This window comes from Paenibacillus sp. FSL E2-0178, from assembly GCF_038593005.1.
Taxonomy (GTDB): Bacteria; Bacillota; Bacilli; order Paenibacillales; family Paenibacillaceae; genus Paenibacillus_AQ; species Paenibacillus_AQ phytohabitans.
Map to the genome: position 1 here is coordinate 211,748 of NZ_CP151953.1, position 24,513 is coordinate 236,260.

Genomic DNA, 24,513 nt, shown 5'->3' on the forward strand with positions numbered 1-24,513 from the left:
TCCTAAATGCAATATATAATGTACATAATGGTTATCTTCTTAGGAATTACCGCGCTGCAGTGGCTAATGATGAAGCGGTCCAATAAAAATGCCGGCAATATGTAGAAAATACAGGTGCCACTTGTAAAACTAATCATATTAGTTTATTATTTAACTAATCACATTAGTTTCGAGGAGGGTCCTTATGAGAGTAACTCAAGAAGGGTATCTGCACCAGCTAACCTGGCTGCCGCGCTTATTTCCCGTTAACTGTTATCTGGTCGAAGAAGAAGAGGAGCTTACTCTAATAGATGCAGGCATGCCATATAGTTTACAAGGTATTCTACAACAGTCCGCCAGGCTTCAGAAGCCGCTTACCCGGATCGTGCTAACCCATGGCCATATGGATCATGTCGGGGCGCTGGATGCGCTCAAGAAGCTTGTTCCAGAGGCCAAGGTCTATATCTCGGAACGGGATGCGGCGCTGCTGGCCGGTGACCGCTCGCTAAGAGCAGGTGAGCTTCAGACGCCGATTAAGGGCAGTGTACCTGCCAAGATAGCAACGAAGCCTGACGTGCTGCTGTACGAAGGGGATACCATCGGTTCATTGACGGCCATAAGTACGCCCGGGCATACTCCGGGATCTATGTCTTTCCGGGATCAGCGCAGTGGCGCACTGATTGTAGGGGATGCGTTCCAGACCTTCCGGGCGACCGCTGTGTCCGGCAAGAAGGTACCATTGTTTCCTTTTCCGGCTATGGCAACATGGAGTCTGGAGCAGGCGCTGGGCAGTGCCTATAAGCTGATTGATCTAGCCCCTTCAGTGCTGGCTGTAGGACACGGAAATCTGGTGAGGCACCCGGTAGAAGCCATGAGACATGCGGCAGCAGAGGCGGGCAAGGTATTGGTGAATGGAGGGAAAGTACATGGCTAGAGCCGGTTTGGACACACATACTCTTGTGCTGGCAGCAGCAGAGCTGGCTGACGCACAGGGTGTTCAGGAGGTGACGCTGGCCGCACTGGCGGCCAAGCTGGGCGTTCGCCCGCCGTCGTTGTATAATCACATTAACGGACTCGCGGGTCTGCGGACACTGCTGGCGATTCATGGGCTAGAGCAGCTTTATGACGCCATGTCAGCGGCAGCGGAAGGCGCACGGGGCGAACAGGCCGTTCATGCGCTGAGTCAGGCTTACATCGGATTTGCCAGACAACATCCGGGGCTGTACGAAACAACATTGAGAGCACCTGAGCAGGGCGATACCGCACTGGAGGCTGCGGGCGGGAAGGTCCTGTCACTGATTATTCAAGTCCTGTCCTGCTTTGGGCTGGATGAGGAAGGGAACCTGCACGCCGTCCGGGGATTGCGCAGCATACTGCACGGGTTCTCTGCCCTTGAGAATCAAGGCGGCTTCGGAATGCCGCTGGACTTGAATGTCAGTCTTACGCGGCTGATCCGCGCTTATATTGCCGGAATCCGCTGCATGGGTGAGGGAGCAGATGAGCTTGAATGAATTTACATCGAGGAGGCGGAATGAGTGGGTAGTGTAGAAAGCATAGAGAGTATTACAACATTTGAGGAGATGGCTGAGGTTGTGGCCAAGCTGGGGATCGTACCGCTGGCCCCGTTGATCCCTGGGCATCCTTCTGTAAACGGGCTGACCCTGGCGGAGAACTGGCATACCGGTTCCGAGCTGGACCCCTGGGGCTGGCGGGTGAGATTTCCGGGAGAAGGATTGGCCGGTTACGGAAAGTTTATCAAGAAAAAAGCCGTTCTGGTATCCCGTGAGTGGCTTCCCGCTTATCTGGCGGCGGCAGGAAGTCCGCGTTCCCTGGAGGAGCGGTTTGACAGCGGTCTTGCTACCAGAGAAGCGCTAACGTTATTGCAGATTATCCGGGAGCACGAAGGCATAGAGACACGCCAGCTCCGTTCTATGGCTGATATGAAGGCCAAAGAGAAGAAAACGGCTTTTGACAACGCCGTAACCGAGCTTCAGGGCACTCTGGATATTGTAATCTCCGGAGTTAAGCAACGGCTGAATGTGGACGGTGAGCCGAACGGGTGGAACAGTACCTCTTTTGAAACCTCGGGCCACTGGATGAATGAAGCGGGAATTGAATCTTTTGAAGGAACGAGAGAAGAGGCGGTGGCGTGGCTGCGTTCGAGAATGGACGGGAGCTGGAAGCCGGAAGCGATAGCCTGGATCTTCAAAGCGTTAGGCTGGAAATAAGCATATCAAGGTAGTCCTCGAGATTAGCGGGGACTACTTTTTTTGTATAGCCGTAGTTGCCAGATTAGAGAGAGGCTGATTCTAGAACCCCTGTCTGCAAAATAAAACGGCTAATCCATTTCCCGCAGGAACAGACCGGCCGTAAGCGCTTACGGGAAAACGTATATATTGAAGCTGCCTTATAGCATAGGGGCGAGGTATGCAATCAGAAAGTACAAGAACCCGAACAGCAGCATGATATAGGCTGTGTACTTGATTGCATCGGAGGCTACGATACTTAAGTCTTTGGGGGCCTGGACTTCCAGACGTTCCGGTTCAGTCGAATCCACTTCTTGGTTAAAAGATTCTTTCATCAGGATTCCCTCCTAAGTGTTTGGTAAGCATAAACTTCCAGCATCACTTCGCAATTCTGGCATCAGAAGCTTCGAGGTAACTTTGGATGCGGAACTTGTAAATACCATCCTTAATTGTATTGTGACATATTTGTGAATTAAATTCAACAATATTGTGAATATTCTTTGAACTTATCTTCAAATTTGGGCTATTGGAGGAATGAACAAGAAGGAAACTAACGATTCTAGTTCTAAGCTGTACGATGGGAGCACACCCTACCAAGGTTACTTAGCGGAATCTGAGTCGGAAAATTCTCGATACACTAACTCCATAGCTCTCTTATACAAAAAGACCCCGCCATTCTCCCATAAGGGGAACGGCGGGGCCACCACAATTCATTAACAAACGTCAAACCACAATCCTCAAGCTACAATCTATAGGCAAAAGCTTAAGCCCAATCTCCGTTACGGAAGATAGGGTCAACAGAGCCGTCATCGGCAATTCCGTCGATGCTCATCTCCGGGGAGCCCATCATAAAGTCTACATGTGTCAGACTCTGGTTCATGCCTCTTTCAGCGAGCTGTTCCTTCGTCATACTAATGCCGTCCTGCAGCGTGAAAGCATAAGCAGCACCCAGCGCTAGGTGACAGGAAGCATTCTCGTCATACAGCGTGGTGTAGTAGAGAATGCCGCTCTCCGAGATCGGAGAGTGGAAAGGCACTAGAGCCACTTCGCCGAAGTAGGCCGCTCCTTCATCCATAGCCAGCAGGGAAGCCAAGGCCTCCTGGCCGATCTCTGCCGTAAAGTCTGTGACCTTGCCGTTCTCCAGGGTCAAGGTGAAGCGGTCAATGATGTTGCCGCCGTAGCTAAGCGGCTTGGTGCTGCTGACCTTGCCGTTAGCACCGGACTTCAGCGGAGCCGTGAATACTTCCTCGGTCGGAATGTTGGCCAGGAAGGACATGCCGCGGCTGTTCACCGCACCGGCCTGACACCAGATATGGCCTTCGGGCAGCTCGATCGTCAGATCGGTGCCTGGTGCTGTGTAGTGAAGCTTGCGGTACTTTTTGGCGTTCAGCAGATCGCAGCGCTGCTTGAGGCCGCTCAGATGGCTGCTCCAGGCTGCAACCGGGTTCTCCTGGTCTGCGCGTACAGCCTTGAAGATTGCATCCCATAGCAGTTCAATCTGCTGCTCAGGCGCAGCGTCCGGGAATACCTTGGCGGCCCATGAAGGAGAAGGGAAGGCGATGCCGCTCCAGCTGACATGGTTAGCCATCATCATCTCCCGGTAAGGAGCCATGGCCTGGCCGGCAGTCTTCTGGTTATCAGAGATCCGGCTTGGTTCTACCCCGTTTAGCAAATCCGGATTAGCCGAGATAATGGTCAGGAACGCAGCGCCATTACGCGCGAGATCCTCCAGCTCATCCGCCTGCCACTTGGGCGGCTCGAGGAAGCTCTCGGATGGAGCGAGATCATAACGTGTCCGTGTAACGAATTCATCGGTATAATTAACCTTTACCAGCTTTGCTCCTGCTTCATAGGCTTGGCGTACAATGAGCCGTACCAGCTCTGCGGAGACGATATCCGCATTGACTACAAGCGTTTGACCGGGCTGAATGTTGACTCCGATCTTTACAGCGAGCAGGGCGTAATTTTCGAGCTTTTGCTTGAAATCCAGCATGATTTCAGCTCCTTTCACGATCTTCTATTTTGTAATATGGAGTAGAAAAGGCATTAGAATGCCCAGTTGCCTTTCAGGAATACAGGCTCACGCGTACCGTCAGCCGTGATACCATAAATATCCATCTCTGCTGAGCCGATCATGAAATCGACATGGGTTACGCTGGTATTGAGACCATGGGCGATCAGCTCATCCTGGTTCATTTCTTTGCCGCCTTCGAGGCAGAAGGCATATGCAGTGCCAATCGCCAGATGGTTGGACGCATTCTCGTCAAACAAGGTGTTGAAATACAGGATATTGGAATCAGAGATCGGCGAGTTGTGCGGCACGAGTGCGACTTCACCCAGGTACTTGGCGCCTTCATCGAGACTGATCAGATATTCCAGGGCTTCCTGGCCTTGCTCGGCGCTTACGCTGGTAATCCGGCCCTGTTCAAAGGTAATCGAGAAGCCGTCAATAATATTCCCGCCGTAGCTGAGCGGCTTCGTGCTTCTGACAGTACCGTTAACGCCGGTTTTCTTCGGAGCCGTGAACACTTCTTCAGTTGGCATGTTGGCGACAAAAGAATGACCTTTAGCATTGATGCTGTCGCCCTGCGCCCAAATATGGCCTTCAGGCAGCTCGATACTAAGGTCGGTTCCAGGTGCTATGTAATGCAGGCTTTTGTATTTCTTAGCATTGAGAACATCCGCTTTCTGCTCCAGCGTATCCAGATGCTCCTGCCATGCGGCTACAGGGTCTTCGCGGTCCAGGCGTACGGTGTGGAAGATTGCCTCCCAGAGTTTATCTACGCGCTCTTCTTCAGGCACGTCAGGGAATACCTTGTCTGCCCAAGGCTGGGACGGGATGGCTACAATGCTCCAGCTGACTTTATCGGACATCTGCATTTCGCGGTATTTCGTAAGTGCAGCTCCCCGGGTCTTCTGGAAATTGGCGATCCGCTCAGGATCAATACCTTTGAGTGCGTCCGGATTCTCGGCAATAACGTTCAGAAATGCAGCGCCGTTCTCGGCGAATTCGGTCACTTCACCCGCGTACCAGGTTGGAGCCTTGGTGAACACTTCCGGTGCGGCATGCTCGAACTGCTGGCGCGTAATGAACTCGTCACTCCAGTTAACCTTGACCTGGCTTGCGCCGATGGCATATGCTTTGGCGGTAATCAGGTGGACGAACTCGGCTGCGGAAATCGGAGCGTTCACGACCAGGATTTGCCCCGGCTGAACATTTACACCGATCTGCACAGCCAGATCAGCATATTTACTTAGCTTGGATTGAAGCTCTGTTTGAGTCATTGCGATTTCCTCCATTACCATAATTTTAGCTCGGAATAAGCATTGTACTAAATTATTAACCGCCGGATGAAAAAAGTCAATTACAGCGCAAAAGGAAAGGAATTGCTTACATATCAATGTTATACTGAATATTGTGGGCATGATCAGATGAAAGGAAGGAAAGAGTATGAACCTAGAAATCACCAAAGCAGAAATGAAACGCGTAGAGGATAGAAGTTTTGTCGGGAGAACGGTGTTTACACTGGAGAATCACAGCTCCCCTTATGAGATCACTTTCTTCAGTTCACGGGGAACCGAATGGGATTACAGCCTGAGCTTCGCCGGTGAACCGGGAAGTGAAGAGCAGTTCCTTGAGGTGGATGCCCTGCTGGAGAATGATGACGATGTATACAATCAGCTGCTGGACGCGGCACTCGACACTCAGGAGATTCCGGAAGAAGAAGCCTAAGATCCATCCCGGATAGCCTTGTCATACAATAGACTTTCTATGTACAAGCTGTTATTTAAAAATGCGACTCCGTTCCGGCAGAATAATCTTGCCGCACAGGGTCGCATTTCACATTTCACAGGTAACGCAGAGTTTAGCCGATGGTAATATTGCCTTCAGGGTACCGGTAGAGTTCCTTACTATTCTTCGGTTTGAGTGCATAAGCAAGTGTAAGCGGTCCTGTCCGGCCGACAAACATCAGAATGATCACCAGCACCTTACCGATTGTTGTCAGCTCTGTAGTCAGTCCCATTGTTATACCGGAAGTACCGAAAGCGGAGACTGCCTCGAACAGCACGGTCAGAAAATCCGCACTCTCCGTCACGGACAGCAGCATGGTCGAGATGACCACCAGCATCAGTGACAGCAGAGTCATGGTAATCGCCCTGTAGACATTCTCCTTCGAGATCCGGTGGCGGAACATCACGATATCTTCTTTGCCCCGGAGCTTGGCATAGGCTGTGCTGGCCAGAATTGCAAAGGTGGTAATCTTAATCCCGCCGCCGGTGGAGCCGGGAGCTGCTCCGATAAACATCAGCAGAATCATCAGGAATTGCGTGGATTCACGCAGCAGCGGGATCTCGATCGTCGTCACCCCACCGGAGCGTGGCGTAATCGCCTGCAGGAAGGAAGCCATAATCTTACCTCCGGCATGCAGCGGCTTCAGCGTGGAATTCAGCTCCAGCCAGAAGAAAATAGCCGCGCCAATCACAATGAGAGCAGCAGAAGTGGCAAGGACAACCTTGGAATGGAGAGTCAGCCGCTTACGTTTCGGAAAGTCGATTACATCAGATAATACAATAAAGCCGATACCGCCGAGGAAGATCAGCAGCATGGAGGTAATATTCACAATCGGATCTTCAACATAGCGGGTTAAACCGCTGAAGGGCCCGTGAACATCCCCGAACAGATCAAAACCGGCATTGTTGAAGATGGATATACTATGGAATACTCCGTAATACGCTGCTTTGCCAAAAGGCATGTCCATCATAAATCTTGCGGCAAGAAGAATGGCCCCGGTCAGCTGAATCACCAGCGAGTAGATCAGCACCCGGCGGATCAGCTTCACAATTCCCTGCATGGAATTCTGATTCATGGATTCCTGCAGCAGCAGACGCTCCTTCAGTGAGATCCGCTTGTTCAGCACCAGCGTGATCAGCGTCGCCATTGTAACGAACCCGAGACCGCCGAACTGGAAAAGCACGAGGAGTACAATCTGTCCAAAAGCCGTCAGCTGCGTTCCTGTGTCAATGACAGCGAGTCCGGTTACACAGGTCGCTGAGGTGGCCATGAACAGTGCATCAATGAAAGAGATTCTTCCGCCGGTAGAAGCAGCAGGGAGACACAGAAGCAGGGTGCCGGCCGCGATTAGTATTACAAAGCCCAGTGATAGTATTTTGGGCGGCGTCAGCCTGAGATACCCAAAGGATAGGTTAGCCAAGTCTCATTCTCCTGACATCTGGATAGGATCTGACAAGATTATAGCATAACTTATATTCCCGTCACCAAAGAGGCAGGAAATTGACATATTTTATCGAAATGATTAAAGGCTCCACCTACTACTGTACTTTTAGAGGAGGCTCTACTTGCTGTGACAAGTCCCATACGGAATCAGGTTGGCGCTGTCTTCATCCCGGTTAGTGATATCGAAAGGTCCAAAAACTGGTATTGCAGCTTGCTTGGACTGCCGCTTGACGGTGAAATTTTGTTCGGGCATCTGTATGACGTGCCGATGCAGGGTCCGGGAATCGTGCTCGACAGCAGAATTTTTACAGCCGAGGCTGTGCTGAAGGTGCCTTCCTTCCATCTGCTTACCGACGACATTGATGCTGCCTATGATTATGTCAAAGCTACCGGAGCTGAAATTCTCACAGATATTGAACATGATCACTGGTTTAATTTCAAAGATCCGGACGGGAATGTGCTGATGATTTGCCGTTCAAGCAACTAATTAATCGCATTAACTATATTAATTAATGTTGTTAATTATAATACAGGGAGTATTGCGAATGATAAGAGAAGCCACACCGGAGGATGCCTCCGGCTTAGAGAAGCTGTACCGGATTCTGTTGCCGGAGCACACGGATATCCAAGTATCGCCGCAAAGAATCAGCCAAATTGCCAGTAATCCTGACAGCCTGCTGATCGTATACGAAGAAGACGGGGAGGTAGCGGGTACGTTACATCTGCACTTGTGCATGGATGCGCTTAGCGGTGACCGCCCGTTCGGGGTTGTAACTGACCCGCAGCTGTGCGGCAAGGGAATAGGAGCCTCACTGATGCAATTCGCAGAAGAGGCAGCAGCGGCCAGAGGCGCCCTTAAGGTGATGCTGTCCAGCAAGAGCTGCCGCACGGATGCCCACCGCTTCTACGAGCGTCTGGGGTACGACAGAGAGGGAAGCAAGCTTTTCAAAAAATACATACCGGTCTAAATGCAGGAGGAATGAAATGGATATCATACTAAGGGAACTGATTCCTGAAGACGCCGCCGCACTCTTAAGTCTGCAGCACCGGCTGGATCAGGAAACTTCGTATATGCTGCTTGCACCCGGAGAGAGGCAGACCGGAATTCTGCAGGTGGAAGAAATGATCGCAAGCTTCGGGAATGCTCAAACCTCTATCCTGATCGGAGCCGAAGCTGACGGTGAGCTGGCGGGATACCTGTCAGTCAGGGGAGGAAGCGTCAGCCGCAATAAACACAGTGCCTATATAGTCATCGGTATCCTGAAGCAATATCAGGGCATGGGAATCGGCAGTGCATTGTTCCACGAGATGGACTTGTGGGCGAACCGGAGCGGCATTGTGCGTCTGGAGCTTACGGTAATGAAGCATAATGAGCGGGCTGTTGCGCTGTATACGAGGTATGGTTTTGAGATTGAAGGCGTGAAGAAAAAGTCGCTGCTGGTGGATGGGGAATGGGTAGACGAATATTATATGAGTAAAATATTTAACCCCGCCTCTATATAGTTAATGGAATTAATTATAGGCGTGATTACTTTAGTACTCACCAAATTATGCAAGAAAGGCGCTTCCCTGAGGAAGCGCCTTTCTGTATTACTGCAGCGTATCTATCCGCTTTAGTCGCTGTGTACTGCGGAATCTTCGGTGACCGGAAGATCAATCTTGATCTCAACCTTACGGATACGGTGGCGGTTCATCTCACGCACAGTTAGAGTGACATGCTCATACACATGGCTTTTGCCGACAACCGGTTCTTCCAGGTGGCTATACAGCCATCCGCCGATCGTAGTCACTTCGTCGTCGTGGAAATCAAGACCTGTAAGATCTTTGATCTCCAGCAGAGACACATTGCCGTCAAACAGATAATGGGTCTCGCTCAGCATCTCTACATTTCTGCGTTCGTCCCCGTCGAATTCGTCGCGGATCTCACCGACAATCTCTTCCAGGATGTCTTCAATCGTAATGAGGCCGGAGGTTCCGCCGTATTCATCCAGCAGCAGGGCGATATGCACACGCTCCTTCTGCATACGGGTCAGCAGCGTCTTCACCGGCGTTACTTCCGATACGGTTAGAATCGGCAGAATCAGGCTTTTGAAATCAAAATCAGGGTTGTTGTCATATTGCAGGTACAGCTGCTTGGTATTAATCATACCGATGATATTGTCTTTGCTGCCGTCTGCTACAGGGAAACGCGTATACTGCTCCTTGCGGATAATAGCGATATTCTCCAGCAGCGAATGGTCGGTGAACAGACATACCATATCTGTCCGGGGAACCATGATTTCTTTGGCCAGCATTTCATCAAAGGTGAAGATCCGGTTCACATAACCGTATTCCGCTTTGTTGATTTTGCCGCTCTCATAGCTCTCGGACAAGATCAGGCGGATCTCGTCTTCACTGTGGGCATCGCCATGTTCACTGGCCGGCTTCATTCCGAACATACGGACGAGCAGGTTGGCGGAACCGTTCATGATCCAAATCAAAGGGTACAATACTCTGTAGAACCAAATAATCAGCGGTGCGGTAATCTGACCGATTTTCTCCGGAATGTTTATAGCGGCCGTCTTCGGTGCAAGTTCACCGACAACGACATGCAGGAATGTGGCGATAATGAAGGCCAATGCAAAAGCAATAGGCTCGCTAACGCTGTGACTCAGGTTCGTAAGGTCGAACAATGGCATCAGCAGCTGCTCAAATGCAGGCTCTGCCAACGCCCCGATCCCGAGTGCAGTAATGGTGATTCCAAGCTGGCAAGCAGACAGATATCCGTCGAGGTTAGCAGATACCCGCTGTACCGCTAGCGCATTCTTCTTCCCGTCGAGTACCATCTGGCTGACCTGGCTTCCTCTTAATCTCACTACTGCAAACTCCGTTGCTACAAAAAATGCGGTTAAAATAATCAAAATTGCCACGAGCGTCAAACTAAGTCCTATACCCATATAATCTTTACCATCCCTTTCGTCCCTAAAATAGGTTATACTCATATTATGAGTTCATATGAACCTATTGTACGAACTTTTCAATGAAATATCAAATGGTGGAGGGTTGCCATCTATGGAAGCATTTACACTTAGCCGGATAGAGATGTCCGGACTATTACTGTCTCTAAGCGAAAACTCGGAGCGGAAGCCGCTCCATATTCTTCAGGAAGCCTGGACCAAATTCCACCGTGAAGAGGTGCGGGAGGGGACGTCACTGCCGGCTTTTCTCTCTACGGACATTCCCCCGATTCTGCAGAAATTGATCAAAGGCAGCGGCATCAAAGGGTTATCCCTTGGTGAAATTGCCTCGCTCGGCAGTCTGATTGAGTATTCCACATTATCTGTTACGGCTATGCAGAACTGGGTAAAGCGTGACTTCAAGGAATATCTCGGGGCGCCGCGCGAAGGGAAGAAATACTCCATTAATCAGGCTGCGCTTCTATTTATAATTGATGATCTCAAGGCTGCACTCGATTTCGAGAGCATCCGCCAGCTCTTCCGTATGCTGTTCCTGGCGCCTGAGCGTGATGATGACGACCTGGTCGAGCCGGCACAGCTGTATCACGGGTATGCAGAGCTGTTCGAGGAGATTAAGACCCGTTCCCCGGTGCAGGGGCAGGCTCAGCCTGGTAACCCCAAAGAGTATTTGTTGAAATCCGACAGTGCGCTCAAATCGGCGATGGACGGAATGATGAAGCGGCTCAGCCATCTGACCAGATCACAGCGGGATGCCGTGCAGAATATGCTCCTGATCGCCGCCATATCGGTTCAGACCTGTTATTTTCAGGCGATGGCCCGGCAATATTTCAATGCGGTGTTATTCCTTGATTTTTGAACCGTCCGATTCTAGAATGTGTAAGTGAAACTAGTCTTACTCCGAGACTTAGCGGGAATCAGGGAAGAGGGTGCTTGTTATGATGAATCAAATGTCGCTGCTGCAGAATCCGAAGCAAAGAAAACTGCTCTTCAGTGCAGGACTCAGCTGGATGTTCGATGCGATGGATGTGGGGATGATATCTTTTGTGGTGGCTGCGCTGGCCAAGGAATGGTCGCTGGGACCGGAGAAGATCGGATATTTAACCAGTATTAACTCGGTGGGTATGGCGGTGGGAGCGGCTGCGGCCGGGATTCTCGCGGACCGGTTCGGCCGCAAATCCGTATTGCTGTGGACGCTGCTGATCTTCTCGATAGCAAGCGGCCTGTCAGCATTCGCCGCAGGGTATGTAATGCTGTGTGTGCTGCGCTTCATTGCCGGCTTCGGGCTGGGCGGTGAATTGCCGGTTGCCTCGACACTGGTGTCCGAGAGCATGCCGGTCAAAGAAAGAGGACGGGCCGTCGTACTGCTGGAGAGCTTCTGGGCGCTTGGCTGGATTCTGTCCGCGCTGATCGCTTATTTCGTTATTCCGGATTACGGCTGGCGGATTGCCTTCGCGATTGGCGCAGTCCCGGCGCTCTATGCGCTCTACCTGCGTAAGGCGATTGATGACTCGCCGAAATTCGCCGAGATTAAGAAGGCTCCGGTATCCCTGCGGAACCGGATAACGGCAGTCTGGTCTGCGGAATACCGCCGTTCGACGATTATGCTGTGGATTCTGTGGTTTACGGTTGTTTTCTCCTACTACGGTATGTTCTTGTGGCTGCCGACAGTTATGGTGCTTAAGGGCTTCAGTCTGGTCAAAAGCTTCGAGTATGTGCTGATCATGACGCTCGCCCAGCTTCCGGGATATTTCACCGCCGCTTATTTCATCGAGAAATTCGGCCGGAAGTTCGTGCTCGTGATCTATCTGCTGCTGACAGCGGTCAGCGCGGCCTGGTTCGGGAATTCCACGACCGAAGGCATGCTGATGGCCGCCGGGATCTGCCTGTCCTTCTTCAACCTGGGGGCATGGGGCGGGATGTATGCTTATACACCGGAGCTATATCCGACTACCATCCGTTCGACGGGTGCCGGACTTGCGACCTCTTTCGGACGGATCGGGGGTATTATTGCACCTACACTGGTCGGCGTGATGGTGGGGAATTCGGTCGCGATCAGCACGATCTTCATGCTGTTCTTCGTAACGATTATCATTGGTGCGCTGGCCGTGCTGTTCCTGGGGAAGGAAACGAAGGGTACAGAGCTGCTATAAGCATAATTGGAACAATCATCAGGAGTTATACTCCAACAAAGGTCAGCCGGAGCTTCCGGCTGGCCTTTGTTGTGGCTTTAGCCAGTTGAGTGCGTGAAATGCGCAATACAAAAAACCACCCGCATAGCGGTAGAGGGAAGCCTCCGCTATTGCAGCCCACAGGGGGAATATAGTATATTCTTAAGGAAGACACAAACGAACGTTCTCATTGTCCGGCAATGTGCGGTGACAGACACTCTAATCTAGGATCTTGAGGGGCCAGTCTCTCAAGGTCTTTTTTGAAATATACGCCAGCATGGATATGTTTACGCCTGCCGAAACGGCGGTTGGCATCTTTTATAGCGAGGAGAAGTAGTTTCTGACTATTGCTTGGGAAATTCAGGGAGTCTAGGGGGCTGTTCAGTACAGGACTGGAGACCGCTGCATCACCTCATAAGGCATATGGTATAATGGTAAAAATTATTATGGCACACTAATGGAGCGGGTAAGTATGGCTAAAGACAGGCAGGGCCTGCATTTCACGGAGCTGGTCTGGGAGAGCACGGAGCAGAATATGGCGATTCCGCCGCGGAGTTCTGCAGAAGCGGTTATACCGAAGCCTCCGGATGGTCCGGGCAAGAAGAAAACGTCCCAATATGATACAGTACAGCTCCAGTTATGGGATATGGAAGAGACACAGGAGCCGGTAACCACTACGGAAAGCCAGTTTGTCCAGCGGGCCCGGGAGCTTGCGGATCATAAGGAGCCTGCGGCTTTATTTGTTCCCTTTAAGAGCTATTGGCCGACTTACGGCCATATGACAGGTGCGCAGAGCCGGTGGTATTTCTTCTGGCGGGATGAAGTCCGGCAAGGGAGATACCCGAAGACCGATCTCTCCTATATTTTTCTGCATATATATGAGCTGATTAACGGCGTGGGCTGGGATGAGCCGCAGGATGGATGCCGTCAGCTCGGCTTGCTCTGGGAAGCCTACCGTGACAAGTATAAACGTCTGGATCAATACCTTAGCGGGTGGATTGCAGATTTCTCATTCGTGCATAAGCTGGATATCCCGCTCTCGGAGATTGTTATCCGTACACGCGGGCTTGCCGGGGACTTGGCAGAGCTTGAGCTTGTACGCTGCCTGTCTGCTGCCCCGGAGCAGCTTAGCATCGAGGTGCTGAGTGTGATGTCGGATTATGATATCAGCAAATCGAAATTCTATACAGGCGAAGGTAAAACTGCTGCGGAAAAGTACATCCCCCAAGTAGTGGCTCTAATTGATACGTATGTCGCGCGGAAGCACGGCTCGAATCTGATCACGATGTTCCCGCCCGGTCCGCCGGTTGTCCGTGAGCGGTATTTGTTCCGCAGCGCAGTATATGATATCTCACTCTATGGCTACTCTGTTCTTATACCTGTCGTACGAATCAGCAAATCGCCGCCGCTGCGCAGCCTGATTACACGCTTATTCCGGCTGACCGAGAACAAACTGCGGGCGCTTATGGGTTATCGCGGACGGCTCAAGGATGTCAAGGTTGATGCCGACATGGAGGACTTGGTGACCAGGTTCCTGCAGCGTGAATTCCGCAAGGCGGAGCAGGAGGAGAAGGGTCCGGCAGTTGTAATTGATCAGCGGAAGCTGGAACAGCTGAAGAATGACTCCGAGGTGGTGCGTTCGCTGCTCACGGTGGAGGAAGCGCTGGAGAAGGATGATGAAACGGATTGGGATAATGAGGCAGTGGATGAAGATGAACCTGGAAGTGCTGCGTTTGCGGCTGGTCCCAGGTCAGAGGAGCCAGCGGTTAGAGAAAGTAACGAAGAGCAGCTGGACCTTATTGTTGAAGAACCTGCTGTGCAAGGACAAGCAGATTCTCCGCTGCCAATTATTGATGGCGAAGCGGACAGCTGGACGCTCTTCGCTTCTGAACTGAGTCTGCTGCAGCGGGATGTGCTGCTTGCGCTGGCAGAGGATGACGGCCTGCTGAAGGTGAACAGGCTGGCAGCGGGCGGCGGGACCATGGCAGAGCTGCTGTTCGATGAGATTAATGAACTTGCTATGGATAGTCTGGGGGATCTCGTCATTGACGGTGAAGAGCTGACCGAAGAATGTATATCCATGCTGCACTATATAAAGAGGTGAAATCAGGAATGAACCCACTCAAAATACCGAAGCGGATGACCACCGCGCTCGTCAACTCGCTGACAGCGGGAGTTGTGCCGCGTATCGGTCTTGAATATATTGCCGTCGGCCGCCGGCCGGAGGTTGAAGCCATTCTCCGCGATATGGATAATATCGCCGAGGGCGGAGCCGCCTTCAAGCTGATTACGGGCAAATTCGGCAGCGGCAAAAGCTTCCTGCTGCAGATTATCCGCAATTACGCGATGGACCGGGACTTCGTGGTCGCGGATGCCGACCTGTCGCCGGAGCGGCGTCTCGTGGGTACGAAGGGGCAGGGGCTTGCCACCTACCGCGAGCTGATGAGCCATCTGTCAACCCGGACGCGTCCCGATGGCGGGGCACTGGAGATTATGCTGCAGAAGTGGATTATGTCTCTGCAGCAGGCCGTCATGCAAGAGAAGGGCTATGGGCCGGATGCGCTGGAGCTTGGTGAAGAAGTGGAGCAGCGGATCTATGCGGTTGCCTCCGAGATGCGCGGGCTTGTGCATGGCTTCGACTTCGCGAAGGTGCTGGCCTCTTACTGGAACGGGCATAAGCTGGCTGATGACGCACTGAAGCAGGATTCGCTGCGCTGGCTGCGCGGCGAGTTCGCGACCCGCACGGAAGCGCGCAAGGCGCTGGGTGTGGGCGTTATTATCGATGATGACAACTGGTATGATTATATGAAGCTATGGGCGGAATTCACCGGAGCCATCGGCTATAAGGGGTTGCTGCTGTTCATCGATGAGGGAGTGAACCTCTACAAGATAACGAACAGCATCTCCCGCCAGAGCAATTATGAGAAGCTGCTGACTATGTTCAACGATACGATGCAGGGTAAGGCAGAACGGCTGGGGATCTTCGTCGGCGGCACGCCGCAGTTCGTTGAAGACCACCGGCGCGGCTTATTCAGCTATGAGGCACTCCGTTCCAGGCTGGTAGCCGGGCGGTATGCCGGTGCCGGACTGAACAACTTCACCGGGCCGATCATCGCGCTGGATATGCTCTCCCATGAGGAGATTCTGATTCTGCTGCAGAAGCTGCGGGACATTCACGCGCTGCACTACGGGTATGAAGCCAGACTGACGCAGGGGCAGCTGGTGCATTTCATGGAAGAGGCTGTGAACCGGCTGGGGGCAGAGGAGCTGCTTACCGCGCGTGAGGTCGTGCGCGACTTCATGGATCTGCTGCATACGCTGAACCAGCATCCGGAAATGTCGTTCGAGAAGCTGGTCGGGGAGCGGACTCCGCGGCCTGCCGAGACCGGGCAGAATGAACTGGACGGATTCCTGGCGGAGTTTGACCTATGAGTGATAACCCGTTCTACCGGCTGGCTCCGTTCATTAAAGAATTCATCTACAAGAACCGCTGGGATACGCTGCGTGAGGCTCAGGTAGATGCCTGCCGTGTGCTGTTTGACACGCCGCATCATCTGCTTATCGCTTCCGGGACCGCTTCGGGTAAGACAGAGGCGGCTTTTTTCCCCGCGCTTACGGAGCTGTATGAGCGTCCGTCCGCATCTGTAGGTATTCTGTATATCGCTCCGCTGAAGGCGCTGATCAATGATCAGTTCACCCGGTTAAATGATTTGCTCCGCGAAGGGAATATTCCGGTCTGGCACTGGCATGGCGATGTGCCGCAGGCGGATAAGACGAAGCTGATGCAGAACCCTTCCGGGGTGCTGCAGATTACACCCGAATCACTGGAAGGCCTGCTGATGAACCGCCCGAATGCCATCCCGGCGCTATTCCATGATCTGCGCTTCATCGTAATCGATGAAGTGCATGCCTTCATGGGGGCGGACCGCGGCATTCAGGTGCTGAGCCAGCTGGCCCGGATCTCGCGGATGGCCGGCTGTCATCCGCGGCGGGTGGGTCTGTCCGCAACGCTGAGCGACTACGCCTCCGTCACGGAGTGGCTGGCGGCGGGCACGCGGGAGAGCGTGGAGGTCAGTGCACCGCAGGGCGGGCGCAAGCTGCGCCTGAGCGTGGAGCACTTTTCTTTCCCGGATGCGCGGAATGAGGAAGAAGCCGAACACCTGGAGCGGGCGCGACAGGCTTATTACGGCTTCATCTACGACCATACGCATGTGAAGAAGGCCTTGATCTTCACGAACAGCCGCACGGACGCCGAGGAGGCGATACTGGAGATGCGGCGAATTGCCGCTAAGCGCGGCGAGCGGGATGTCTTCCATGTGCATCATGGAAGCATCTCCGCTATGCTGCGCGAGGAGACAGAGGCCGCGCTCCGCCAGGGTGCGGGGCCGGCAGTGGCTGCAGCGACGCTGACGCTGGAGCTGGGGATTGACCTGGGCGAGCTGGAGCGGGTGCTGCAGCTCGGCGCGCCTTACAGCTGCGCGAGCTTCGTGCAGCGGCTGGGCCGCTCGGGCAGGCGCGGGGACGCCGCCTCCGAGATGATCTTCGTCACGCCCGAGGAGGAGGACGAGGAGGCGCAGCTGCCTGCGCGGATGCCGTGGACGCTGCTGCGGGCCATTGCCGTAATCGAGCTGTACGTGCGCGAGAAATGGGTCGAGCCGCTGGTCGTGCGCCAGCTGCCGGTCGGGCTGCTGTATCATCAGACGATGAGCATCCTGAAGAGTATGGGGGAAGCGGAGCCGGAGGATCTGAAGGAGGCGGTGCTGAGCCTGCCGTCCTTCCGCAGCATTGATCCCGCTGATTATGACGCCTTCATGGAATACATGCAGGGCATGGGCCATATTGAGAAGATGGATGAGGGCAGTCTGCTGATCGGGATGGCGGGGGAGAAGATCGTCAATAACTTCCGTTTCTATGCGGTATTCAAAGACGATGAAGAGCATGTCGTCTATAATGGCACCGAGGAAATCGGTTCAATTACTACAGTGCCGCCGCCGGGCTACTGCTTCACCCTGGCCGGCAAGCTGTGGAAGGTGGAAGAGGTCGACAACCGCCACAAAGCGGTTTATGTCAAAGGATCACGCGGCAAGGTAGACACCTTATGGCTTGGAGCCGGAGGGGATGTCCACACCCGGATCATGACGAAGATCCGCGAAGTGCTCGGATCGACAGCCTTGTATCCGTATCTTGCGCCAAGCGCGGCCGCCAGACTGGAGCGGGCCCGCAGGCTTGCCAAAGAGAGCGGACTCTTGACGCGTTCTGTCCTGCCTGCCGGAGGAGACTCCATGTTCATCCTTCCATGGGCGGGCAGCCGGCAGTTCCGTACGCTGGAGCGTCTGCTGAAGAACAATCTGAAGGGACCGCTCGGTCTGCGGTCCGTCGTGCCGATGGAACCTTATTATATGGTTGTCGCCGGCAAGGCGGATGCAGAGACGCTGGAGGAAGAGATCATTGCCGAAACCGCCGCAGCTACGGATGCTATTTCCCTGCTCGGACCGGATGAGGCGCCTTACCTCGGCAAATACGATGAATTCATTCCGCATGATCTGCTGCGCAAAGCTTTTTCGCTCGACGGGCTGGATGTTCCGGGATTGCTCAGCGTGATTAAACAGTGGAAGCAGCCGCCAGCATAATTGATATAGTAATATATAACAAGAAGCAGCCGATTCTAACGTGATCGGCTGCTTCTTTTGAATAATTAGTGGCGAAAAGTAATGCTTGCTTTCAACGGGATGCTCCAATGAAACTCATGGACCCAACGATCAGAATGTTTTAAATGTTTGTAGGGCGGCCGTGTAATTATTTCGTTTACAATAAGTAATCGCTCTGACAACATAGTACGGAGATATTGGCTCTGATTAATATCGTTGTTGCACACCTTTGAACCACACGGATTTGATCGACAAGGTATCCGAGATGTTGGTTGTCGGATCACCGGTTACTAAAATAAGGTCAGCGCGTGCGCCTTCGGCAATACGACCGCGATCGTTAAGACCAAAGCAACGGGCCGGTTTTGCGGTAGCTGACTGAAGCGCTTCTATCGGAGTGAACCCGGCCTTCACCAGCAATTGCATTTCATGATGGACGCTGGCTCCATGAGCAAGGCCGCCAAGATTCGGAACAGGAACCGGCGCGACATCCGTCCCTACCAGAATATCAACTCCGGCACGGTGAAGGTCCATCACATTTTTAAAGCTGTTCTCCATATTGCCTTGCGGAAACGTATTGAAGCTTGAGTTCAAGATATCGATCCAATCCGAACTTAACTTGGAATGAACACGCGGATCATTCGCCAATTCCGATGCCGGATTTCCAAGGATAGATGAATTCAACACCAAGCACGGTGTAACAAAAGCGCCTGAAGCCGCTATGGACATTACTAACCCGGACGTATTCTCGGGTCTGTCGATAAACAAGTGGCCCAAACCGTCGACTCCAAAATCGATGGCCTCTTGCGATGAAAGAGCCGTCAATACGTGGGCGATGACCAGCTTATCGAACTTGTGGGCTTCTGTCACGGCTGTTTTTAGAATCTCCTCGCTTAGTACAGGCAGGCCAGGCGCACCCATGACCGTTCCTTCTTCAATCATGATCTTAATATAGTCGGCGCCATTCTCCACTTGGGTATGCACATGTTTAATCGCTTCTTCCACCGTTGTCACTTGCGGTATTTCTTCGTGATCGTGAGCGTATGCAGCCAACATCGATTCCCGGTCTTCCTCCGATAACTTCTCTAGTTCCTTTAATATGAATTCCGGTATTTCATCTCCATCTGGCAATAATTCATCTGGGTGTCCGCCCGGAGCGGTGATCGCTGTGCCAGCAGAACGGACGTCTGCGACGTCATTTACATTTTTCAACTGAATCTCGCGCCCTCTTTTTGTAAAATCGCCGTTCATTTCGAGTTCTGTTGTCACGCCGAATTTTAGTGCATCTCGTAATCCGCCGATCGAGGTGTGGACATGTGCATCAATGAAACCAGGCATTAGAGTCGCATTTTCTCCATCGATAATCGTTGAACCAGCCGGAAGGTCTCCGCCCACTGAAATTATGGACTCCCCCTTAACGACAATATGTCTTGGCGCAATCATTTGATTTCCATCAAAAATACGTATATTTGTGATTGCCGTAACTTGTTCTAACGCAGCATTTTGTGTGACCTTCTCCATCTCCATATGAATTCCTCCCAAGTGTTTGTAATTTGAACAATTCGAAGTATAACTATTAGTTAACTAACTGTCAATAATCTAATTATTCTTTTGACAAGCCTATAGGATCACTGTATAGTTTATTTGCTTACAGTTAGATTCCTAACAATCACAGGGGGGAAGATCATGGAATCCCGAAAGGATACGCCTTATCTGGATTTGTTTCAGATTATCGGTCTTAAGTTAAAGAAAAGAGCGGACGAAAGTATAAAAGAGCAGGGGTTAAACGCTCAACAAGGAAAAGTAATCGATTATATTTACCAGAACCAAAATAATCATATTATTCAAAAGGACCTTGCCGATAGGTTTCATCTACGTGGGGCCAGCATTACAAGCATGCTTCAAGGTCTAGAGCAAAAAGGGTTCATCGAGCGCAAAATCCCGGCCAATAATGAACGGCAAAAAAATATATATGTATTGCCAAAAGCGATTGAACTGATTGCAGACTTTCAAGACTCATTCCAAAGGGTGGAGGAAGAAATCGTTCAAGTCCTTACCGAGGAGGAGAAGCAAATCTTGAAGGAAATATTGATCAAAATTAATGAAAGATTATCATAAAGGAAAAAACCTACTCGACGGCTGCTTTCAATGAAATACCGAAATAAGGGATTAGTTATTACAGGATAAAATCATTGAACTCCATAACGGGGTAACTATAGCTTAACAATCATTTAACCGAGGTTGCCGGTATGAGACGGCAGCCCCGGTTAGCTATGGGCAGACGTTGAAGTGAGTGGATAGGATATCCTTGGAAGAATTGCTTTTCAAGGAAAGATGAAAGGGTGAGGATTCTATGGAAGTGAATGTGTTAGAGCGTTTACCAAATCCAATAATCTTAAACTTTAGGGGTTAGATATAGAAATGGAGGGGTGACCGAAGATGGATTCTGTTGCAAATGTACGGCTGGCATCCTTAACCGATGCTGAAGATCTTTCCAGACTAAATCAGGAATTTAACGGTGGTGCACCAAGACCCGCAGCTAAGATAATTGAACATTTGAATATAAATCATAATGAACTGATTGCCGTAGCAGAGATAAATGGTAGAATCGTTGGTTTTGGCTGTGCTCAATGCTTTTCTTCATTTTGTTATGATGAACCCTATGGAGAAATTACTGAACTCTACGTAGAAGAAGCCGCTCGAAGAAAAGGAATTGCAATTGCCATTATTTCTTGCCTGGAAGAAAATTTTAGAGAACGCGGAGTGAAAAGTATAAAGGTACTGACAGGTAGAAGCAACACTGCTGCAATCAGAACCTATGAACAGTGCAGCTATGTTAAAGACGATGAACAGATGTTAGAGAAAAGGTTGGACGATTAGGCTGCTTAAGTGCAGTATACCTAGAAAAAACAAACCTTTATTCTGTAGTTCCCACCTTGTTGGAAGCGCTTCACTGGATGATAATAAGCATATCACGAACACAGGGGGCATCAATTAATGGTCAACAGAAAAATGAAGCAATCCGCTACCATCGCTTTCACCGCAGTTATGGCGTTAAGCCTTGCAGCATGCGGCAATTCGAACAACAATACAAACGACGGCGCCAAGAACAACGCCGCACCGAGTGCAGCTGACAGCGGAAACGCCGCAGCAACAACTGCTCCGAGCGACAAGAAAGTAACAATTACCTTCCAGAATATCTATCCTGACCCTGCAACACCGGCTTACAAAATGATCAACGAGCTGAGCGAGCAGTATCAGAAAGACCATCCGAATGTAACGATTGAACTGGATACGCTGAACACGGACCAGCAGAAGGTGAAGCTCAAAACACAGGCTGCTTCCAAAGAAGTACCGGACATTACCATCGTTAACCCGGCTGCACAAATGAAGCCTTTCGTAGATGCAGGATTGTTCGCACCGCTGAATGATATGCTCGAACAGAACGGCCTGAAAGACACTTATCAGGAAGGCCTGCTCGATTACTACAGCTTCGACAACAATGTGTATGCGCTTCCTGACGGCAACAACATCGAAGTTGTGTACTACAACAAAGACCTGTTCGCACAGGCAGGAATTGCTGCTCCTCCGACAACCTTTGAAGAATTGCTCCAGGATGTCAAAATCCTGAAAGATAAGGGAATTACCCCACTGGCTATCGGTGAAAAAGATTCCTGGACCGGCTCGTTCCTGTTCATGAACATCCTGCTCCGCACCAACGGCGGCCCTGGATTCCTGCAGGATGTGCTTGACGGCAAGAAAACCTTCGAAGATCCTGCATTCGTAGAAGCTGTAGAAGCATTCCAGCAACTGGTTCAAGCTGGTGCATTCCCGGATGGAGCTACTTCCATTGATGCCAATGCCGGCGGTAACATCTTCAAAACAGGTAAAGCAGCAATGTGGTCGATCGGATCTTGGGAAACAGGCGCAATTGACGCATCCCCTGTAGCCGGTAAAGTTGGAGCCTTCCAGTTCCCTACAGTAAACGGCAAGGGTGACCCTAACGAATTCATGCTTGCACCAGGCAGCGCATTTGCCGTATCTGCAAACAGCGAACACCTGCAAGAAACCAAAGACTTCCTGAACTACTTCGCTTCCGAATATCCTAAGAAACAGTTTGAACTGAAAAATGCTGTAGGTATCGGTCAAAAGGTAGACGGCGACCTCAAAGCTGCCGGTTACTCTGATCTGGCTGTTAACATTGCCGGCCTGTTCAACCAAGTTAAAGGCGGCGACCTGGCGTTCGATAACACGATGAACCCTGCAACAGCTCAAGTTCACCTCAGCAGCATTCAGAACCTGTTCGTTCAGAAAATGGATTCCGCTGCGGTAGCGAAAGAGCACCAGGCTGCATTTGAAGCCAACAAATAAGCAATAAGCAATACGCTACAGGCAACCGTAAAGCTGTCCTTCTCGATGCGAAGCAAGCTGATCCAGGCTTCTTCGCATCGAGTTTATCATGAAGATTTTCAATGTGAATATCGTGAATATCGTAAATAGACAAAGAATCTGCTTGTTTAGGAGGCGGGAAAGATGAAAGTACTTAAGGTGCCAGCACGCACAATAGCCGTCTTCATACTGCCATGTCTGCTCTTGTACGTGTGCCTTGTGTTTGTTCCCATACTGGTATCATTATATACGGGCTTATTGAAGTGGGACGGTCTTACTACTGCGGAGTTTATTGGTTTAGGCAATTTCAAAGATATGTTCTTCAATGATCCTGTGTTCTGGCCTTCCGTACGAAGAACGCTGCTGTATGCAGTGGCTTCCATGCTGGAAATTCCACTATGCTTAGGAATGGCTATCCTGCTTAACCGTTATCTGAAGAAAGCCAACACACTGGTGTCGATCTACTTCACACCGGTTATCCTGTCGGTTGTTATCATTGGACAACTCTGGAAGACCATCTACAACCCTACTTCCATGGGGGGCATGCTGAATGGCGTGCTGGTGTCACTGGGTCTTGACAGCTGGACTCACAACTGGCTCACCGAGCCGAACATCGCTATGTATTCCCTTTATCTGGTATCACTCTGGCAGTTCTTCGGCTACCATCTGCTGATCCAGTATACCGGAGTGCAGAATATTCCTGATGAGCTATATGAAGCGGCCAAAATTGACGGAGCAGACGGTTTCAAAGCGGATCGTTATATTACCCTCCCGCTGATTGTTCCGATCTTCAAAATATCGATTATCCTGGCGTTTATCGGCTCCCTGCAGGCCTTCGATCTGGTCATGGTCATGACAGGCGGCGGTCCGGCGCATGCGACGGATGTCATCTCAACCCATATGTATAACAGTTCCTTCATGTCCTTCAAGTATGGATACGGCAGTGCGATCGCAACGTTCCTGGTTGTTGTCTGTCTCATCTTTACCGGAGTGATCAATACCATCTTCAATAAACTTGAGAAAAAATACAACTAGGAAAGGAGTGCGCGAATCATGCGTAAATTTAAAAAAGGAATCGTGTATCTTCTTTTTGCAATCCCTGTGGTCACCCAGCTGTACCCGCTGTTATGGCTGCTGCTTTACTCACTCAAGACCAACGAAGAAATCATGGACGGCAGCTTCTTTTCTTTTCCCAAAAAAATTCAATGGCATAACTACTATGAAGCTTACACCTCCGGGAGTTATCTGAAGTATCTGTCCAACAGCGTATTCGTTACTGCGTTTACAATGATCTGTGTCATCCTGCTGGCTTCAATGGCAGCTTATGCGATCTCGCGGTTCCGCTGGAAATACGGCAATCTCGTGATGACCATCTTCCTGATGGGGATGATGATTCCGATGCAGGCTACACTGTTGCCGCTGATGATTATTTTCAAAAATATGCATATCCTGAATACTCACTGGTCGTTGATTCTGCCTTACGTCGCATTCTCCACGCCAATCGCCGTATTCATCTTAAGCGGATTCATGAGAGCTATCCCGCATGAGATTGAAGAGTCGGCGTTCATCGACGGAGCGAGTGTGTACCGGATCTTCCGCAGCATTATTCTTCCGGTGTCTGTACCGCCGGTAATGACGGTATGTATCCTGACCTTCATCAACATCTGGAACGAGTACATCCTGGCGGCAACGTTCATCTCGTCCGAGAAGCTCAAAACCCTGCCATTCGGGGTCTACACCTTCGTCAGCCAGTATTCGGTCAACTATGGTAACATCGGCGCATTCCTCGTTATGGGCGCGCTGCCGGTCATTCTGATCTACTTCTTCCTGTCCAACCAGATTACAAAAGGCATGGTGGCAGGAGCAGTTAAAGGCTGATCTGCACAATTATGA

23 protein-coding genes are annotated in these 24,513 nt (G+C 51.2%); 17 read left to right on the forward strand and 6 right to left on the reverse strand.

Annotated features, from left to right (window positions below; genetic code table 11):
• The first annotated feature begins 184 nt into the window (after positions 1-184).
• From MHI42_RS01045 to MHI42_RS01055, 3 genes are read left to right on the forward strand one after another with little or no spacing between them, the layout of a single operon-like run.
• Positions 185-913 carry an MBL fold metallo-hydrolase gene (locus tag MHI42_RS01045; protein WP_342422424.1) on the forward strand — a complete coding sequence of 243 codons (729 nt, stop codon included), beginning with the start codon at positions 185-187 and terminating at the stop codon, positions 911-913.
• Positions 906-1,490, forward strand: a complete 585-nt coding sequence (locus MHI42_RS01050) for a TetR/AcrR family transcriptional regulator (protein ID WP_042236728.1) — start codon at positions 906-908, stop codon at positions 1,488-1,490. Before MHI42_RS01045 ends, MHI42_RS01050 begins: the two co-directional genes overlap by 8 nt.
• Before the next feature lie 24 nt (positions 1,491-1,514).
• Positions 1,515-2,207 carry a hypothetical protein gene (locus MHI42_RS01055; protein WP_342422425.1) on the forward strand — a complete coding sequence of 231 codons (693 nt, stop codon included), beginning with the start codon at positions 1,515-1,517 and terminating at the stop codon, positions 2,205-2,207.
• Between the two features lie 179 nt (positions 2,208-2,386).
• Here MHI42_RS01055 and MHI42_RS01060 read toward each other — a convergent pair whose 3' ends face one another.
• From MHI42_RS01060 to MHI42_RS01070, 3 genes are all read right to left on the reverse strand, one after another.
• Positions 2,387-2,560 carry a hypothetical protein gene (locus tag MHI42_RS01060; RefSeq protein WP_156118649.1) on the reverse strand — a complete coding sequence of 58 codons (174 nt, stop codon included), beginning with the start codon at positions 2,558-2,560 and terminating at the stop codon, positions 2,387-2,389.
• Between the two features lie 428 nt (positions 2,561-2,988).
• Positions 2,989-4,218, reverse strand: a complete 1,230-nt coding sequence (locus MHI42_RS01065) for an aminopeptidase (RefSeq protein ID WP_342422426.1) — start codon at positions 4,216-4,218, stop codon at positions 2,989-2,991.
• Positions 4,219-4,271: 53 nt separating this feature from the next.
• On the reverse strand, positions 4,272-5,510 hold the full coding sequence (locus MHI42_RS01070) for an aminopeptidase (RefSeq protein WP_171715874.1): 1,239 nt from the start codon (positions 5,508-5,510) through the stop codon (positions 4,272-4,274).
• Between the two features lie 166 nt (positions 5,511-5,676).
• Here MHI42_RS01070 and MHI42_RS01075 point away from each other — a divergent pair, with 166 nt between their 5' ends.
• Positions 5,677-5,958 carry a hypothetical protein gene (locus MHI42_RS01075; protein WP_039298880.1) on the forward strand — a complete coding sequence of 94 codons (282 nt, stop codon included), beginning with the start codon at positions 5,677-5,679 and terminating at the stop codon, positions 5,956-5,958.
• 133 nt (positions 5,959-6,091) lie between these two features.
• On the opposite strand, the gene MHI42_RS01080 is transcribed toward MHI42_RS01075, so the two are convergent.
• A complete protein-coding gene (locus MHI42_RS01080; protein ID WP_042236724.1) occupies positions 6,092-7,438 on the reverse strand; it encodes a TrkH family potassium uptake protein in 1,347 nt (448 codons plus the stop codon).
• A gap of 150 nt (positions 7,439-7,588) precedes the next feature.
• Here MHI42_RS01080 and MHI42_RS01085 point away from each other — a divergent pair, with 150 nt between their 5' ends.
• From MHI42_RS01085 to MHI42_RS01095, 3 genes are read left to right on the forward strand one after another with little or no spacing between them, the layout of a single operon-like run.
• Positions 7,589-7,948: a VOC family protein gene (locus MHI42_RS01085; protein ID WP_342422427.1), complete on the forward strand. Its 360-nt coding sequence runs from the start codon at positions 7,589-7,591 to the stop codon at positions 7,946-7,948.
• Positions 7,949-8,006: 58 nt separating this feature from the next.
• Positions 8,007-8,429, forward strand: coding sequence for a GNAT family N-acetyltransferase (locus tag MHI42_RS01090; protein WP_342422428.1), 423 nt, complete (start codon positions 8,007-8,009; stop codon positions 8,427-8,429).
• A gap of 16 nt (positions 8,430-8,445) precedes the next feature.
• On the forward strand, positions 8,446-8,964 hold the full coding sequence (locus MHI42_RS01095) for a GNAT family N-acetyltransferase (protein ID WP_342422429.1): 519 nt from the start codon (positions 8,446-8,448) through the stop codon (positions 8,962-8,964).
• 110 nt (positions 8,965-9,074) lie between these two features.
• On the opposite strand, the gene MHI42_RS01100 is transcribed toward MHI42_RS01095, so the two are convergent.
• Positions 9,075-10,397, reverse strand: a complete 1,323-nt coding sequence (locus tag MHI42_RS01100) for a hemolysin family protein (RefSeq protein ID WP_171715872.1) — start codon at positions 10,395-10,397, stop codon at positions 9,075-9,077.
• Positions 10,398-10,512: 115 nt separating this feature from the next.
• Here MHI42_RS01100 and MHI42_RS01105 point away from each other — a divergent pair, with 115 nt between their 5' ends.
• The 5 genes from MHI42_RS01105 to MHI42_RS01125 all read left to right on the forward strand — a co-directional run bounded on the left by MHI42_RS01105 (position 10,513) and on the right by MHI42_RS01125 (position 18,216).
• Positions 10,513-11,274, forward strand: coding sequence for a DUF1836 domain-containing protein (locus MHI42_RS01105; RefSeq protein ID WP_342422430.1), 762 nt, complete (start codon positions 10,513-10,515; stop codon positions 11,272-11,274).
• A gap of 82 nt (positions 11,275-11,356) precedes the next feature.
• A complete protein-coding gene (locus MHI42_RS01110; protein WP_039299274.1) occupies positions 11,357-12,568 on the forward strand; it encodes an MFS transporter in 1,212 nt (403 codons plus the stop codon).
• A 490-nt stretch (positions 12,569-13,058) separates the two neighbouring features.
• Positions 13,059-14,690, forward strand: coding sequence for a TerB N-terminal domain-containing protein (locus tag MHI42_RS01115; protein ID WP_342422431.1), 1,632 nt, complete (start codon positions 13,059-13,061; stop codon positions 14,688-14,690).
• Positions 14,691-14,698: 8 nt separating this feature from the next.
• Entirely contained in the window at positions 14,699-16,018 is a 1,320-nt protein-coding gene (locus MHI42_RS01120) for an ATP-binding protein (RefSeq protein WP_342422432.1), read from the forward strand.
• On the forward strand, positions 16,015-18,216 hold the full coding sequence (locus tag MHI42_RS01125) for a DEAD/DEAH box helicase (protein ID WP_342422433.1): 2,202 nt from the start codon (positions 16,015-16,017) through the stop codon (positions 18,214-18,216). Before MHI42_RS01120 ends, MHI42_RS01125 begins: the two co-directional genes overlap by 4 nt.
• 225 nt (positions 18,217-18,441) lie before the next feature.
• Here MHI42_RS01125 and MHI42_RS01130 read toward each other — a convergent pair whose 3' ends face one another.
• Positions 18,442-19,752: an amidohydrolase family protein gene (locus MHI42_RS01130; RefSeq protein WP_342424664.1), complete on the reverse strand. Its 1,311-nt coding sequence runs from the start codon at positions 19,750-19,752 to the stop codon at positions 18,442-18,444.
• Positions 19,753-19,917: 165 nt separating this feature from the next.
• Between MHI42_RS01130 and MHI42_RS01135 the strand changes: the two genes are divergently transcribed.
• The 5 genes from MHI42_RS01135 (at position 19,918) to MHI42_RS01155 (ending at position 24,498) form a co-directional block, all read left to right on the forward strand.
• On the forward strand, positions 19,918-20,349 hold the full coding sequence (locus tag MHI42_RS01135; RefSeq protein ID WP_042137690.1) for a MarR family transcriptional regulator: 432 nt from the start codon (positions 19,918-19,920) through the stop codon (positions 20,347-20,349).
• 321 nt (positions 20,350-20,670) lie between these two features.
• Complete coding sequence (locus MHI42_RS01140; RefSeq protein WP_342422434.1) at positions 20,671-21,111, forward strand: GNAT family N-acetyltransferase; 441 nt, start codon at positions 20,671-20,673, stop codon at positions 21,109-21,111.
• A 117-nt stretch (positions 21,112-21,228) separates the two neighbouring features.
• Positions 21,229-22,602, forward strand: a complete 1,374-nt coding sequence (locus MHI42_RS01145; RefSeq protein WP_171715867.1) for an extracellular solute-binding protein — start codon at positions 21,229-21,231, stop codon at positions 22,600-22,602.
• Positions 22,603-22,764: 162 nt separating this feature from the next.
• Positions 22,765-23,655, forward strand: coding sequence for a sugar ABC transporter permease (locus MHI42_RS01150; RefSeq protein WP_039301056.1), 891 nt, complete (start codon positions 22,765-22,767; stop codon positions 23,653-23,655).
• A gap of 18 nt (positions 23,656-23,673) precedes the next feature.
• Complete coding sequence (locus MHI42_RS01155; protein ID WP_039301053.1) at positions 23,674-24,498, forward strand: carbohydrate ABC transporter permease; 825 nt, start codon at positions 23,674-23,676, stop codon at positions 24,496-24,498.
• Positions 24,499-24,513: the final 15 nt, after the last annotated feature.

Bases quoted from the DNA above. Each gene is read 5' to 3' on its own strand.
- MHI42_RS01155 (WP_039301053.1), top strand. From the start codon at position 23,674: ATGCGTAAATTTAAAAAAGGAATCGTGTATCTTCTTTTTGCAATCCCT.
- MHI42_RS01070 (WP_171715874.1), bottom strand. From the start codon at position 5,510: ATGACTCAAACAGAGCTTCAATCCAAGCTAAGTAAATATGCTGATCTG.
- MHI42_RS01110 (WP_039299274.1), top strand. From the start codon at position 11,357: ATGAATCAAATGTCGCTGCTGCAGAATCCGAAGCAAAGAAAACTGCTC.
- MHI42_RS01135 (WP_042137690.1), top strand. From the start codon at position 19,918: ATGGAATCCCGAAAGGATACGCCTTATCTGGATTTGTTTCAGATTATC.
- MHI42_RS01060 (WP_156118649.1), bottom strand. From the start codon at position 2,560: ATGAAAGAATCTTTTAACCAAGAAGTGGATTCGACTGAACCGGAACGT.
- MHI42_RS01050 (WP_042236728.1), top strand. From the start codon at position 906: ATGGCTAGAGCCGGTTTGGACACACATACTCTTGTGCTGGCAGCAGCA.
- MHI42_RS01105 (WP_342422430.1), top strand. From the start codon at position 10,513: ATGGAAGCATTTACACTTAGCCGGATAGAGATGTCCGGACTATTACTG.
- MHI42_RS01115 (WP_342422431.1), top strand. From the start codon at position 13,059: ATGGCTAAAGACAGGCAGGGCCTGCATTTCACGGAGCTGGTCTGGGAG.
- MHI42_RS01140 (WP_342422434.1), top strand. From the start codon at position 20,671: ATGGATTCTGTTGCAAATGTACGGCTGGCATCCTTAACCGATGCTGAA.
- MHI42_RS01125 (WP_342422433.1), top strand. From the start codon at position 16,015: ATGAGTGATAACCCGTTCTACCGGCTGGCTCCGTTCATTAAAGAATTC.
- MHI42_RS01120 (WP_342422432.1), top strand. From the start codon at position 14,699: ATGAACCCACTCAAAATACCGAAGCGGATGACCACCGCGCTCGTCAAC.
- MHI42_RS01045 (WP_342422424.1), top strand. From the start codon at position 185: ATGAGAGTAACTCAAGAAGGGTATCTGCACCAGCTAACCTGGCTGCCG.
- MHI42_RS01100 (WP_171715872.1), bottom strand. From the start codon at position 10,397: ATGGGTATAGGACTTAGTTTGACGCTCGTGGCAATTTTGATTATTTTA.
- MHI42_RS01145 (WP_171715867.1), top strand. From the start codon at position 21,229: ATGGTCAACAGAAAAATGAAGCAATCCGCTACCATCGCTTTCACCGCA.
- MHI42_RS01075 (WP_039298880.1), top strand. From the start codon at position 5,677: ATGAACCTAGAAATCACCAAAGCAGAAATGAAACGCGTAGAGGATAGA.
- MHI42_RS01130 (WP_342424664.1), bottom strand. From the start codon at position 19,752: ATGGAGAAGGTCACACAAAATGCTGCGTTAGAACAAGTTACGGCAATC.
- MHI42_RS01095 (WP_342422429.1), top strand. From the start codon at position 8,446: ATGGATATCATACTAAGGGAACTGATTCCTGAAGACGCCGCCGCACTC.
- MHI42_RS01090 (WP_342422428.1), top strand. From the start codon at position 8,007: ATGATAAGAGAAGCCACACCGGAGGATGCCTCCGGCTTAGAGAAGCTG.
- MHI42_RS01065 (WP_342422426.1), bottom strand. From the start codon at position 4,218: ATGCTGGATTTCAAGCAAAAGCTCGAAAATTACGCCCTGCTCGCTGTA.
- MHI42_RS01150 (WP_039301056.1), top strand. From the start codon at position 22,765: ATGAAAGTACTTAAGGTGCCAGCACGCACAATAGCCGTCTTCATACTG.